This window comes from Methylovorus sp. MP688, from assembly GCF_000183115.1.
In the GTDB taxonomy this organism is placed as follows: domain Bacteria; phylum Pseudomonadota; class Gammaproteobacteria; order Burkholderiales; family Methylophilaceae; genus Methylovorus; species Methylovorus glucosotrophus.
This window is the reverse complement of the sequence record NC_014733.1, coordinates 2,068,947-2,083,102: the sequence shown is the minus strand read 5'-3', so window position 1 is coordinate 2,083,102 and position 14,156 is coordinate 2,068,947. Positions and strand designations below refer to the sequence as shown.

The window sequence follows — 14,156 nt, the reverse complement described above, 5'->3', positions numbered from 1 at the left end:
AGCGATTACTTGGCTTCGCTGATTTTCTTCAAGTTATCCAAGCCGCCTTTGTAAACACCGTTAATCGTCTTGACGGCATCGGCGTTGCTTGCTCCCGCCGCATTGAATGTGCCTTTCCAGGTGACCTTGGTTTTATTGGCACCGATGGCATGCACGGTGTAAGTGGAGTGATAGTTACTGACGGGAAGCACACCCTCCAGGATGGTGTAAGAGTATGTGTGCTTTTTCGCATCATAGGCTTCGAGCTTTTCCTTCAGCTTTCCGCCATCTGGCAAGGTAATCACACGCACCGCACCGACCTGATTGTTCGTACCTTCTACGATTTCGGTTTTGGTTGCGGCAGGGTGCCATGCACCCAAGTCCCCAAAATTACTCGATGTTGCCCAGACATCGTCTGCCTTTGCATTGATCTCAATGGATTGTTCCGCTTTCAGACTACCTGCTGCAAATGCGATTCCGGAAGAAAGACCGCCCAATACCAGAGCTGCTAATACTGCATGCTTCATCTTGTTCTCCTGTAGTTGTTTTTTAGTGGTGCATACTAGTTAGTATGCTATTTACCATACTAACTAGTATGTTTGTATTTGGCAACATCTGGATGAGTCACTGAATAAATTTGAATGCATAAGCCCATACGGCATTTCCCAAACTAGAGCGTAACCCCAGCATTTTTCAGACTGAAGTATGCTAGCCAAGCCTGAGTGCCGCCTCGTTACCTGCTTGCTATCGCCCTTTGGGGTAATGTTTAAACTTCCCATTCCTGTGCATCATCGCTCACTAATTAAATTTGCCGGGGCATGAAGTGCTCATGCTGACGAGTGGCGCGGCTTTGACAGCGTGCGAAATGACACAGGGAATGGGTAGTTAATAATGAAATTGGCAAGCTAGGTATGGTGGAATGCCGAAATATCACGGTGAGCGCTCATGGCAACATTAGCCCCTGCACTCACCACATAGATCAGGCCATATTGAATCTTGTGAGCGCAACTTCTGTAGTCATGCACCGTAAGCTGGCTATTCAGGGATCAACACAAGTGTATGCCTGCCGTTACCGCTTACTCAAGCGCGTGTTGTGGCGCAAGGTCGCCAAATCGCTCTTAATGCCCTTATTTCTTTTCTCAAACACGGCAGTGGCGGAAGTTGATGTCAATGAGTCACTGTTCGGTTTGCAGCAATTGCGCTTGTTTGCAAATTCGCCAGATGGTTATGTGCCGATCTCTCAGCCAGCGGCGCTTGCCGAGCTGATGGGGGAGGAGCAGGTGGATAGTCTGACCTTGGAAGACGCTCGTCGCAAAGCCCATGAATCCAGTTACTCCCTGGGAGCCTCACGCTCTAAAACCAGTGCTGCAGCCAATCTCGCGCGGGCGGCATATTCGGGGGTCTTGCCGTCTGTGAATTTGCGCACCGCGCGCGGTCGCGAGAACTCAACCCCATCCTCACGCCTGGACGATACGACAGGGGAGGCCTTGGCAGAGAGCACTCAAATTCGCAAAGAGGTCTATGCCGTCATCAGCCAGCCCTTGCTTGATTTATCGGCCGTCACCGAGATTCGTCGTACCGCGGCAGTCAGGAAAGCCTCCGAATTTGATGAAAGTGGCGTACGTGGTGATGTTACCTACGACAGCAGTGCGGCATTCTTCAGCGCAGTGGAGGCAGAGCTGTCACTAAAGCTCGCCTTGGCCCAGCAGCAGCGGCTTGAGCGCTTGGGTATCTGGATGTCCGCCAGAGCTGAGGCTGGAGGGGCGAGTGGGGCGGATCGCGAGCGTATCAATGCGCGAGTGCTTTCTGCAAAGTCCAACGTTGAAGATGCCATCTCGCAAGCCAACCAGGCTTATATCACTCTCAGTCAGCTTACAGGCACACTTCCGCGTCAACTTGTGCTTCCCAGTCTGGGCAGCTATGAACCGGTAGGCTCCCTGGAAGATGCCTTGGCTATGGTTTCCCATGCCAACCCTGCGGTGCTTACTGCCCGTGCAAACGAGGAGGCATCGAAGCAGGAGCGCCTGGGATACTGGGCACGTTTCACCCCTACCTTAAAGTTTGAGCTATCCACCACCAATATTGACAATGCTGGCGGTGTCATGGGCTGGCGCAAGGATGAGCGGGCCATGCTGGTGTTGAATATGTCACTGTTTGCTGGTGGTGGGGATTACTTCAAGCAGCGTGCCTCGCATAACAAGGAAGAGCAATACGCCTTCGAACGTCTTGATTCAGAGCGCACCGCAAGGCGCAGCCTGCAAATTGCTTATAGTGGCTTGAGCTCGGCACGCCAGAAAATCAAATCCCTTACCAAACAGGCGCAGGCCCAGGCAAAGGTAGTTGAGGCCTTTGATGCCCAGCTTGCCATTACCAGCCGCAATCTGCTGGATGTGTTTGATGCATATCAACAATATTACCAGTCCCAGCTCGAACTGGTGCGCACCAGCGTCCAGGCAATTTTGCTTGAGCAGCAGATACTGCGTGTCACGGGCCGTTTGGGAAATACCTTGCCCATGAATGGAGAGGGATAGCGATGGCGGGCGACTCTTCCTCACGCGAGCAAAATTACTGGCCTGGTTTTGTTGATGCCTTGACCAACGTTGTGCTGGTCATGGTGTTTGTGATTGTTGTTTTTGCCATTTCGATGTTTGGTGCATTGATCAAGCTTTCGAATGCCCATCTGCAACGGAACCTTGCGGAACGGATGCATGAAAAAAACCAATCCATTCAGCAGTCTTTGCAAGAGGCCCAGGCTGAGGCCAAGCGGGAACATGAACGCGCCGAGCTTTTGCAGCAGGAAAACCAGCGTCTTCATTCCGAGTTGATAGGTCAACAGCAAGCAGTGGGGAAGGCACGCCCGCGCCAGGCGCATTCCGAGATGGCTCCTGCGGTCGTGATTTCAGGAAAGATGCCGAATATCAGCCTGAGCTACGCGCTTGGGGTAACAGCGCTGGAGAAAAAACTGATGCAGTCGCTGGATGGGCTGATCGGCGATTTTGATAAAGCCAGTCAGTGGCACGTTTTATTGCAGGCAACCATGGCCGAGCCCGCTCCCAGCGAAGCTCGGCGCCTGGCTTTTTACCGCATTGCTGTCATACGGGATCACCTGGTTGCCCAGGGTGTGTTACCGCAACACATCGAAACGGTCATTCTTGATACCCCAAGTCCTGATAGTCGCAGTCACGTCGACGTTCAAATCAGAAGATCAACTGAATGATGCCGGATCTTCCCAATATCCCCCAACGCCTGGCAAATCGTCATCGCCAGCAAGCGGATTTATTGCAGGAGCTTCGTACCCCCAGGCACTGGGTAGTGCTTATTACGGTCATGGTGGTTCTGCTGATTGTTTGGGCGGCCTGGGCGCCTGTTCGTATGGTGGTCCGTGCAGAGGGGCGTGTCATCCCGTCTACCCATAGCCAGGTAGTGCAGCATCTGGAAGGCGGCGTCGTGCTTTCGATTGATGTTGCGGAAGGCGAGTTTGTGCAGAAGGGGGATGTGCTGGCGCGCATCAGCGATGTGCAGGGGGCGTCGCAAATGGGCGAGCGCCGGGTTCGAGAGCAAGCCTTGCTTGCCAGAGTATTGCGGCTAAAGGCGGAAGCAAGCGGTAGTGCCATTGCAGATTTTCATGCGCTGGACGCATCCGATGCCATACGGGCAGAACGTGAGGCTTTTCTGGCACGTCGTCAGCGCCTGGAGCAGGACCAGCGCGTCACCACTGAACAGGTGGCGCAGAAGCGTTCTGAACTCGTAGAGCTGATGGCGCGCCGCAGCAATCTGGCGGCAGAGCTCGAGCTGGCACAACGCCAGCAGCAAATTTCGAACGAGATGATGCAGCGCGAGGCCGCTTCCAAGCTGGAGGTGCTGGATGCCCAGGCAAAAGTGCAACGCTTGCGCACCATGTTATCCGATGCGGATACATCGCTGCCCAGGTTGAAAGCAGCCATCGCCGAAGCAGAAGGGCGGAGCCGTGAATTGGAGTCGCGGTTTCGCGCTGAAGCTCGCACCGATCTGACGGCCGCGCAAACTGACTTGCAGCGCGTGCAAGAAGAGCTGAAAGCCAGCAGTGACAGGGTAGAGCGCACAGAGTTGCGGGCACCAGTCTCAGGCATTGTGAATCGCGTCAATGTGACGACCATAGGTGGTGTGATTCGCCCGGGTGACGCTGTTGTTGAAATCACACCTTCCGATGAACACATTGTGGTTGAAGCTCGCGTCAGGCCAGCAGATCGTGCTGAGCTTCATCCAGGATTACCGGTCTATGTCCGCCTGTCAGCCTATGACTATGCTTCTTTTGGCACAACCCAGGGGCGTTTGACCGAGGTGAGCGCAGACACCATGCCCGATGAAAAAGGGGAGCGATTTTATCGCGTGCGTGTTGGCTTGGATGGCAACCAGCGCGCCTTTGCTGGTCGTCCTATTGTGCCGGGCATGGTCGCCACCGCAGATATTGTGGTGGGTAGCCGTACGGTGCTTGCCTACCTGATTTCCCCGTTAACCCGCTTTGCACGAGCCGCCCTTAGTGAGCCTCGCTAAAGGCCCCATTACTATTTGAATGAAGCCAATTTCATGATGAAAACTCTCAAGCCTACGTATAGAAAACATCTTATTTTGGTGCTTTTGCCTTTGGCAATGACGATGGCTGGCGCCGTTACTTTTCATGCGTTTGTGATTCATTCGATTCTGACGAATATCGCGATCAACAGCATCATTATTGCCACCGCAGCGTTTGGTGTGATGCTTATGCTATTGAGAGTCAGGGATATTCGATCTGAGTGGCAGATATTTGAAAGCTTTGTCTCCAGCCGCTCGGCCGAGCAATCTGCTGGCAAGTCGCTTGTCTCGGGCCTGATCTTGCGCCTTCAGCAAATTCGCCTTTCACGGCACGCATCCGTCATTGAGCAAGGGCAAGTCCAGGAGACGCTGGACCACATGCAGGAGGTGCTCGATAGTCGACAGGAAGCCGCGCAATATGTCGTCGGTTTGATGATTGCGCTGGGTCTTCTCGGCACCTTCATTGGTCTGCTGGAAACACTGATTGCTGTGGGGGATCTGATAGGCGGCTTTGCTAAGGCCGACACCTCGCAGAATATAGATCAGGCCCTGGTCCAGCTGATAGGTACCTTGCAGTACCCCCTGACTGCCATGGGCACGGCATTCAGCGCCTCGATGTTTGGTCTTCTCTGCTCGCTCATGCTGGGCATCATGCTGCTGTCGGTACGTGCGTTCCAGGCCGATTTCATGCAATTTTCGCGTGCCATGACGGAAGGCATGATCGCAGAAGCCACTCCCGCAGCCAGCACGGAAATGGAAGCGGATCATGCCTTGCTGCTATCCCGCATGGCAGAGCTGCAACGATTGCATCAAGCATTGCAAGGCGAAGTGCGTGCCCTGACAAGACAAGGCGCGGACAACGAAATGCGCATCTCCCAGCTTTTAGCGGGCATGGAAAGATTTGTATCCATTAACGAGAAGTCGGCCCAAAACGCGGAAAGCATGAACGCACACCTGGCATCTCTGCCAGCCTTGATCCAGCTGACGGACAGGATGGGACATTCTGTTGAGCAACTCGCCGGGACGGTTGTGCATGCACAGCGGCAGTCGGATTTACAGCAGCAGAGTTTGGCGCAAACACTTATCAAACACCTGTCTCTGCTGGTTGCGCAGGTGGAAACAGCGTATGGCGAGCATGCCCGGCAAAGCCATCAGCTCTTCAGTGAAATGCTGGAACAGCGAATTTCCGCTGTCGAAGTGCGAAATGCGGAGGCGGATATCGCGCAGCAGGCGGTCATGCACCAGCATGCCATTTTTGAGCGCATTTTCAATGCAATTTCACCTCAGGAGCCTTATCTGCTTGGCCCCTGCTTGCAGGATAATCTCGCGCGCATGGAGAGCCTGCGTGCCGAGCAGTCCATGCTGCTGACAGGCTTGGCGGCAGCGCTCAAGAGCGGCGAGTTGCGGCGGGATCAGGTCGTGTCTGCTGGCACGGGCCCACGGCTCTCGGCCGGGCAGTGCCAGATTGTGGCGTTGGCAAGAAGCCTGAGCGAAGACCCCCAGGTTTTTTTGCTGGACGAGCCTACCGCCGGAGTGGACGGCGAGACAGAAGCGAAGCTGGTCGACGCGGTCGATCAATTAACCCGGGGGAAAACAGTCATTCTCGCCACTCACAGCCTGGCTCTTTTGAAAAAGATGGACCGCATAGTGATGCTGGAACGTGGAAAAGTAGTCGCCTCTGGATCTCCCGAGCGGTTGTTGCAGCCTGCAAAAGGGCAAGCTTGAGCAAGTGGCTATGCTGGCTTGAAACTCCAAGCCTTATGGCGCGAGTTTACGACTGCAGCAGCTGCAATCGAGATATTCAAGCTAAGGCTTGATGTCATCCATGGGCAGCGTTATCCATCCCGGATAACGCTGCCCATGCCGTCAAATATCATTGCTGCTGTTCAAGCCCGGATTCAGGGTTTCTTCTTGCTCGGTTTTTTCAACATCGGCATGCGCGTGCGTGGCTGGCTCATGGGCTTGCAAGTCTGTGGCGATGTGATGTTTGGGCAGATTGCCACTGGCCAGCACAATCTGGCAGATATGCTCCAGTCGCTCAATATGTTCAAAAGCTCCCCAGGGATCGCGCGCCAAGGCAATCACCCCATGACGGTCCAAGCCCACAATATCCGCCGAGACATGCCCATCCGGCTGCAAGTCGAGTGCCTGGCAGGTGGCCATCGCCAATTCCAGGCTGATCGCCGGTACGTTCGGCACATTGGGCGCCACGCGCGTGTAACGATGGATTTCGGGAAAATCCAGTGACAATGCCTGCAAGTCCAGTCCGGCATACATGGCGGCGATGGTATAGGTGGGATGCACGTGGATAATGGCGCGGGTGTCCGGAATCTCTTTCAGCAACCTTCTGTGCAGCTCGATTTCGCCGCTGGGTTTGCCGCCATCCTCAGGGTTAAGTCGTATCAGCGAGTGGTCAGGCTGAAACTCAAGCTTGATCAGGCTTTCGGCTTCCAGCCTGTGCTTTTTGGAACCCGACGGCGTGACGTATATCCAGTTCTCGTTTTTGCGGCGAACAGATCCATTACCATCCCGTGTCGATATCCATCCGCGGCTATAACATTCCTTCAATACATCACATATGGCAGTAATCATGAGCTTATCCGGTCAAATTCATTTGACTGATAAGCGAAGGCGAGTTCAGTTTTATTTTGCTGTGAGCTTTTGTGTTTAATTGCCAGGCCTTTGAGAGGCAGCAAGATGATTTGGCAGGCAGTTACATTGCGATCGATGTCAAAGTCGCGATGAGTGGCGAACTCGTTGGATTGGGAAGGCAACTCTTCATCCAGCCAAGGCTGAAGAGTTGCAGGAAATTAAACCAGTTAGCTGGCCATGCTTGTGCGGCGACGACGCGACATTGTCCCAATGAGGCCTAATCCCGATAACAGCATCAACGTGGTGCCGACCTCAGGCACCGCAGAGACAACCTTGATATTATCCAGCTGAAAGAGCTTGCCGGTTGATTGGGTAATGGTGAGGGATAGCAAATTGGTAAACCCGGCTACGGTAAATGTCTGAAAGCCATACAGCTGATCAAGTGTCAGTAACTGACTGATACTGCCGCCTGCCGCGAAGTAACCCACGATTTTGACCTGGGTGGGTGGTAAACCGCCCCACTCAGCCAGATCAAGGGAAAGCAGATCAAAGGGGCTGCCAGCATTATTTGTGAGGGTTGTGCTTTGCTGGTACGAAGTGGTTTTTACCAACGCGGTGCTTTGTGTGTAATAAATGTGTTGAGTGCCCAATGTTTGCAGGTCAGGGCTGGATGCATTGTCTACCAATGTGTATCCATCCTCCGTATAGCTTGCTCCTTGTGAATGCACGGCGCTGTCTGCGACTGCCAGCGACTCAAAGTCGATAGTGGTGGCTTGAGCGTTGAGGCTGCATAGCAAAGCGAGTGCTGCGATCGTGAATTTCATGGTGAACCCCCTTGTTATATGGCATTTCCGAATGAAGTTGTTTTTTATTTCAATGTCATTGAAGCGTGCTACCGCCCTGTGTAAGCAAAGCGTGTGCCATGGGGGAATGCTAAGGATTAGTGGATATAAATCAGTTACTTGCAGTAATTTTTAGCGGAAATAAAATCGACATGGACGGCTGGAAAGTACACGTTTGGGGCGTGTTGCACCGAAAAATCAATATTTATCAATAAGTTATGGTTAACGATGTGTATGGGGTTATTAGCGGGACTTATGGGTGACATGCAAAGGGGCTGATACACCAGAAACGATGTGTTAACGGCTTCATAAGGTTACGAGCATACCTGCAACGGTTAGCGCCATGGCCGCCGTCGCTGCCCAGCCCAGCCACCGCAGGCGCAGGCTGATGACATGAGGCCCCATGATGCTGCCCCGGGATGCCAACAGCATCATGACCACCATAATGGGGACAGAAATCACGCCATTGATGACTGCAGCCCAGAACAATTCCTTGACGGGGTCCATGGGCGTAAAGCAGAAAATCACGCCACCCAGGGTCGCGGCGGCAATCACGCCGTAAAAACCACGTCCCTCGTTGCGGTCCAGTCTGGAGTTCAGACCTCCTTGCCATCCTGCTGCCTCTGCTACCGCATAGCCTGCTGAACCCGCCAGTATGGGAACTGCCAGCATGCCAGTGCCGATGATGCCCATGCTGAACAGGATAAAGGTAAATTCTCCAGCAAGAGGTCTCAAGGCCTCTGCCGCTTGTGCGGAGGTCTGGATGTCCGTTATTCCGGCGGCATTCAGCGTGGCAGCCGTGCTGAGGATGATGAAAAATGCAATCAGATTGGAAAAGCTCATGCCGATAATGGTATCGAGCCTGATGTGTCGCAGCTTGCGCTTTACCTCCTGCGTGGTGGGGGCGGGAAGGTCTGCCGTATCTTCCATTTCCTGGGCGGCCTGCCAGAAAAAAAGATACGGACTGATGGTGGTGCCAAACACCGCCACAATCATCAGCAGCATGTCATGGTGGATGGAGATGCCCGGATGGATCACTTTCCCCACGACCATGCCCCAATCCAGATGCAGCGTGAAAACGACCGCCACGTACGATAACAATGCCAATGTCAGCCATTTGAGCCAGCGCACATAAGTGCGATAAGGCAGAAACACCTGCAGCAGCAGGCAAATGAGCCCAAACGCCACGGCATAAAGATGCGCTGAACCGCCCACCAGCAGGCGCAAGGCCTCTGCCATGGCGGCAATATCGGCGGCCACATTCAGCGTATTGGCGATCAGCAGCATGCTGACCACCGTCAGCAACACCCATCGCGGGAAACTGGTCTTGATATTGGCCGCCAGGCCTTGACGCGTGACATAGCCGATGCGGGCGCTCACCATCTGTATGGCGACCATCAGCGGCAAGGTAAAGATCATGGTCCACAGCATGGAGTAGCCAAACTGCGCGCCGGCCTGGGAATAGGTCGCGATGCCGCTTGGATCATCATCCGCGGCACCTGTCACCAGTCCGGGTCCAAGCTTTCCCAGGCTACGTTGCAGTTTGTTGATCATGTGCTGCGGCTCCCTATAAGCTGCTGTGACAGTGTGGCCATGAAAGCTTGGTGGCCGATCCGCTGTTGGGCGATGTTGCCGATATCGGTGATGCCGCTCATCGCTTCAATGCCAATAACACAACGCCTGCCGCTACCAATGCAATGCCTACCCATTCGCGGGCAATGGGGCGCTCCCCGAGGAAAGCAAAGGCAAAAATAGCCACCAGCACCAGGCTCAGTTTATCCACCGGCGCCACTTTGGAGGCATCGCCTATCTGCAATGCCCGAAAGTAGCATACCCAAGATGCCCCAGTTGCCAGGCCGGACAATCCCAAAAATACCCAGGTTTTGCCAGACAGGGTCAAGGGATTCGTCCACTTGCCTGCCATGACAACAAAAAGCGACAGAATCACAACGATGAACCCGGTTCTCACCAGCGTTGCCAGGTCACTGTCGACACCCTGTATGCCTATTTTTGCAAAAATGGCTGTCATGGCGGCAAACACCGCGGAGAGCAAAGCCCAGAGTAGCCAGTTTGAGGATGAGATCATGATGGGGTTCTCTTTAAACGTTAAATAAGCGCGTCAATGTCACGTGGTGGTGATCATGCATGTCAGCGCGCCACCTTCCATGAATATAGCGTATGCAAGCGCTTCCGGCTTACATCGCCCGTTTCTTCACGTGAATGACCATCATGAGACCGGCAAATCAGGCTGTTGAACTGCCGATATTTGTGGATGCCAGGCCAGAAATCCTTCAGGCATCACATCATGTGAGTTCCCGGGAAATTATCCCGAATTAATTCGGGATTTTATCTGTACGTATTTTGTGAACCTTCTCTGACAATCCCTCCGCTTTTCGTAATAAGTAAACCTATAAAAAATCAGTGGAGAACAATCAGTGCAAAACAATCATGATCGTGGAGTAAAACGTAAGGGGATAGCGCTGGCAGTAGCCATGGCATTGCCCATGATGGTGTTGGGTAATCAAGCGTTTGCCGGCTGTACAACGGGCTCTGCACCGTCGACAGATGCGAATAATGTCACCTGTACCGACGGCAGCCGGTATAACAATGCGGCAGGTTCGTCGCTCAGCAATACCGCCACCATTTCGACCACGGGAACCACGACCAGCGTGGTGCAGATGGCCGGGAACGGCAATACATTTGTGAATGCCGGTACCCTGGTCAATGATTCTGTCTATACCAATACCACGGCCAATGCCTCGCAGAAATATGGGGTATACATCGGCTCTGGCTCGGCCACTGGGGATGAAGTTAACCGCATTACCAATAGCGGCACCATTAGTGCCACCATCAGCGATGCCAATATGCTGACCAACAAGACCCGGCTGAATACAGCGGCAGTCGTCGGTGTCGGCACCGATGTCGAAGGCGAATACACGCTTAAAAACTCGGGCACTATTACCGCGACCCATAACGGCGTTGGCCGGGTCAATGGTGTCGAGGTGGGTGGTGATGTTGAGAGCATGGTCATTACCAATAGTGGCACGATTGCAGGTGTGCAATCGCACGCCATCACCAAAACAACCAGCACGGCAACCTCATTCCAGGGCACGGTTACCCTTAGCGATTCCTCCACGACTTCGGCTGCCAATATAGGGGTGGCCGCAGGTATCTATTCCGAAGAAGAGGCTGCCAGCGTCACCATCAACAACACCGGCACCATCAGCGGCACTGGTACCTATGCCAGTGGTATCTATACCCGCGCGGCTGAATCCGTGATTAACAATGATGGTGTTATTTCCGGAACGGCAATCGGTGTTGCTCATGTATCCGACAGCGGCGAAGTCCGCAGCATGACACTCAATAACGGCGGCACCATCAATGGCGATATCCTTTCCGTCAACGGCGCGGCCCTGCGTTGGTGGTCTTTGTCCAATGGCGAAGCGACCGGTAGTGCGACCATTGATTCGCGACTTAACATCAATAGCCAATGGGGTCAGGCTGACAGTGCGATTACCAATAGTGGCACTATCAACGGTAATCTCTACTACAGCAATGGCACGCACACCCTGGTCAATACGGGCACCTTGTCAGGAAACATTGATCTTGATCAGCGGGATACCACATGCAGCAGCTGCAACACGTCTAGCGCTGGTGAAAATACCGTTGGCGGGACAGCGGGTGTTAGCAGCAACTGGACCGTGGTCGGCACCAAGCAATTCACCTTTGAAAATGCAGGCGATTTTGACGGAGACCTGGTGATCCATACTGCATCCAGCAGTGCATCCGGTAGTCTGGTAGAAAGCAGCATTACCCTGATACCCACCATTCTCGGCAGTGGTGCTGGCAGCAGCCTGCTGAACCCTTCCGGTAATATCGCTGGCATGGGTGACACGCTCAATATCGTCACCACCGCAGGCGGCGATGAATCTGACATCACGCTGGCCCCCAAAGTCGCAAGCGGTGTCGTGGTGAAGAATGGCGAGTTTTTCACCGTTGCCAATACCTATCAAATCAATGGCTCCACAGTGAGCGCAGGCGCTACTACCCTACCTGAAGTCAGCAGCTCAAACAGCTTGATCAACTGGACGGCCGAGGTGAATGCAAATGGCAGTCTGGTACTGGAGTCCTCTACCAGCACAAGCGGTATCACCGGTATTTCCCAGGGTGCGCGTAGCGCATTGAACAACCTGCTGACCTTTGACAGCACGCTGGGTAGCCAGGTACAAAACCTGGAAGGCGATGCGGCGGTACAAAAGGCAGCGGAGCAACTGAAGCCTGAGGCCAACAACGCAGGCTACCAGGCCGTAGTATCGGCAACCGACAAGGTGTTCGGGCTGATTGGTCAGCATCTGGAAAACCTGAATATCGCCCAGCTCGGTGGCAAGAGCGGCGTGGCAACAGGTGAACAGGCGACGTCTTCTGGCATCTGGTTCCAGACCTTTGGTTTCCGCGGCGATCAGGATAAGCGCAAAGGGGTCGATGGTTATGATGCTGATGCCTTTGGTTTCGCGGCTGGTGCTGATACCTTGGTGGGCGATGGCAATACGCGCGTCGGTGCTGCGATCAGCTACGGTAATTCCGATGTCAGCGGCAAGGGCGTGACATCGTCCAACCGTCTGGATATCGATAGCTATCAGGCTACCCTGTATGGCACACGCCTGATGGATGGCTGGTACCTGAATGGCGCAGTAGGTCTTGGCCGCCATGAGTATGACAGCCGTCGTGTCATCATCAACAACACCGTCAGTGGCAGCCATGAGGCATGGCAATATACCGCCAAGGTGGATGCTGGCAAGCCGATCAGCATCGGCAAGTCTTCGCTGATTCCGGTAGCTTCGCTTGCCTATAGCCGTCTGGATGAAAATGGCTACACCGAACATGGTGAAGGCGCATTGCGTATCAGTGGTCGTGACACAGACTCCTTGCGTTCTGGTCTGGGCGTCAAAGCCGTTGTGCCTCTTGAAATCGGCAGCCTGAAGTCTGGCATCGAACTCCGCGCCCTGTGGCAGCATGAGTTTGCGAATACGGATCAGGATACGACCGCACGCTTTGCCGCTGGTGGCAGCACCTTCCGTACTTCGGCGGTGAGCCAGGAGCGTGATAGCGCCAATCTCGGCATCAGCTACCGCATTGTGGGTAACAATACCCTCAAGCAAAGCTTGCTGTTGAGCTACGATGCTGAAATCCGCAATCAATATCTCGGCCAAACTGCATTGTTGCAGGCGAGGTTTGATTTTTAATTAGCTCGGACTCAAGTAAAGTCAGCAAAGCGGGGTGGCAACACCCCGCTTTTTTTTTGGATTGCGCCATTTGGATGACGCCATGTTGAAACCCCTCAGCCTCGCGTGCTGCTTATTGATACTGGCATCCTGTGCCATGAACCCTCATCAGCCGGTGAGCCCCGGCATGTTGCTCGCTGCGCGCATGACGCCCGTGGAGCTGGAGAGCGATGGTTTTGTCTTGCAGAGCTATAAGCGCATGGAGCGTCCCGATACTCCGATACGCGTCTATATTGAAGGCGATGGACATGCCTGGTCGACCCGCTGGGAACCTGCCGCAGATCCTACACCGCGCTATGCCGTGGGCTTGCGGCTCGCGCTGCTTGATCCTCTGCCGAATGTGGTCTACCTTGCCCGGCCTTGCCAATATACGCGGGAGAAAAGTCCTGCCTGCAACGAGGCTTACTGGACGGATAAACGCTATTCTGCTGACGTGGTGGCGGCCATGAATCAGGCGCTGGACCAGCTGCTCAAGGGCATGCCATCCCCGCGTCTGGAACTGGTGGGCTACTCCGGAGGCGCAGCGATTGCCGTGATGCTGGCAGCCCGGCGTCATGATGTCATCAGCCTGCGTACGGTGGCGGGTAATCTGGATTCAGAAGCGGTGAATCAATATCACCATGTCAGCGCCATGCCCTTGTCGCAAAACCCCATTGCCTATGCCAGCGCGCTGGCCCATCTACCGCAGCGGCACTTCATTGGAGGGCGTGATCGCGTTATTCCGCCGTCCATCAGTGCCGCTTTTATCACACACACCGCATGCAGCCCCGATAACACCATAGTCAATGTGGCGGATGCGGATCACCAGAACGGGTGGGAGGCCGTGTGGCCCAGCCTGCTCACCATGATGCCGCAATGCGCGTCAGCGCTCGATACCATCGGGACAGCAAAATAAGCGGTTGCCGAGCTT

General features: G+C 54.3%; 11 protein-coding genes. 6 read left to right on the top strand and 5 right to left on the bottom strand.

Going from position 1 to position 14,156, the window contains the following annotated elements:
- Positions 1 to 5 precede the first annotated feature (5 nt).
- Positions 6 to 506 carry an SRPBCC family protein gene (locus MPQ_RS09840; RefSeq protein WP_013442788.1) on the bottom strand — a complete coding sequence of 167 codons (501 nt, stop codon included), beginning with the start codon at positions 504 to 506 and terminating at the stop codon, positions 6 to 8.
- Between the two features lie 471 nt (positions 507 to 977).
- Here MPQ_RS09840 and MPQ_RS09835 point away from each other — a divergent pair, with 471 nt between their 5' ends.
- The 4 genes from MPQ_RS09835 (at position 978) to MPQ_RS09820 (ending at position 6,255) form a co-directional block, all read left to right on the top strand.
- Positions 978 to 2,510: a TolC family protein gene (locus MPQ_RS09835; RefSeq protein ID WP_238525301.1), complete on the top strand. Its 1,533-nt coding sequence runs from the start codon at positions 978 to 980 to the stop codon at positions 2,508 to 2,510.
- Between the two features lie 80 nt (positions 2,511 to 2,590).
- Complete coding sequence (locus tag MPQ_RS09830) at positions 2,591 to 3,196, top strand: hypothetical protein (protein WP_238525300.1); 606 nt, start codon at positions 2,591 to 2,593, stop codon at positions 3,194 to 3,196.
- On the top strand, positions 3,193 to 4,512 hold the full coding sequence (locus tag MPQ_RS09825) for an HlyD family type I secretion periplasmic adaptor subunit (protein ID WP_013442784.1): 1,320 nt from the start codon (positions 3,193 to 3,195) through the stop codon (positions 4,510 to 4,512). Before MPQ_RS09830 ends, MPQ_RS09825 begins: the two co-directional genes overlap by 4 nt.
- Positions 4,513 to 4,614: 102 nt before the next feature.
- Positions 4,615 to 6,255 (top strand): ATP-binding cassette domain-containing protein, encoded by a 1,641-nt coding sequence (locus MPQ_RS09820; protein WP_041362281.1) that lies wholly within the window; start codon positions 4,615 to 4,617, stop codon positions 6,253 to 6,255.
- A 141-nt stretch (positions 6,256 to 6,396) separates the two neighbouring features.
- On the opposite strand, the gene MPQ_RS09815 is transcribed toward MPQ_RS09820, so the two are convergent.
- The 4 genes from MPQ_RS09815 to MPQ_RS09795 all read right to left on the bottom strand — a co-directional run bounded on the left by MPQ_RS09815 (position 6,397) and on the right by MPQ_RS09795 (position 10,047).
- Entirely contained in the window at positions 6,397 to 7,122 is a 726-nt protein-coding gene (locus MPQ_RS09815) for a class II aldolase/adducin family protein (RefSeq protein WP_013442782.1), read from the bottom strand.
- Positions 7,123 to 7,349: 227 nt separating this feature from the next.
- A complete protein-coding gene (locus MPQ_RS09805) occupies positions 7,350 to 7,946 on the bottom strand; it encodes a PEP-CTERM sorting domain-containing protein (RefSeq protein ID WP_013442781.1) in 597 nt (198 codons plus the stop codon).
- Between the two features lie 324 nt (positions 7,947 to 8,270).
- On the bottom strand, positions 8,271 to 9,518 hold the full coding sequence (locus tag MPQ_RS09800; protein ID WP_013442780.1) for an NRAMP family divalent metal transporter: 1,248 nt from the start codon (positions 9,516 to 9,518) through the stop codon (positions 8,271 to 8,273).
- A gap of 97 nt (positions 9,519 to 9,615) precedes the next feature.
- A complete protein-coding gene (locus MPQ_RS09795) occupies positions 9,616 to 10,047 on the bottom strand; it encodes an EamA family transporter (protein WP_238525381.1) in 432 nt (143 codons plus the stop codon).
- Positions 10,048 to 10,399: 352 nt separating this feature from the next.
- On the opposite strand from MPQ_RS09795, the gene MPQ_RS09790 reads away from it, so the two are divergent.
- Positions 10,400 to 13,207: an autotransporter outer membrane beta-barrel domain-containing protein gene (locus tag MPQ_RS09790; RefSeq protein ID WP_013442777.1), complete on the top strand. Its 2,808-nt coding sequence runs from the start codon at positions 10,400 to 10,402 to the stop codon at positions 13,205 to 13,207.
- Between the two features lie 136 nt (positions 13,208 to 13,343).
- Positions 13,344 to 14,141, top strand: coding sequence for an alpha/beta hydrolase (locus tag MPQ_RS09785; protein ID WP_238525299.1), 798 nt, complete (start codon positions 13,344 to 13,346; stop codon positions 14,139 to 14,141).
- Positions 14,142 to 14,156: the final 15 nt, after the last annotated feature.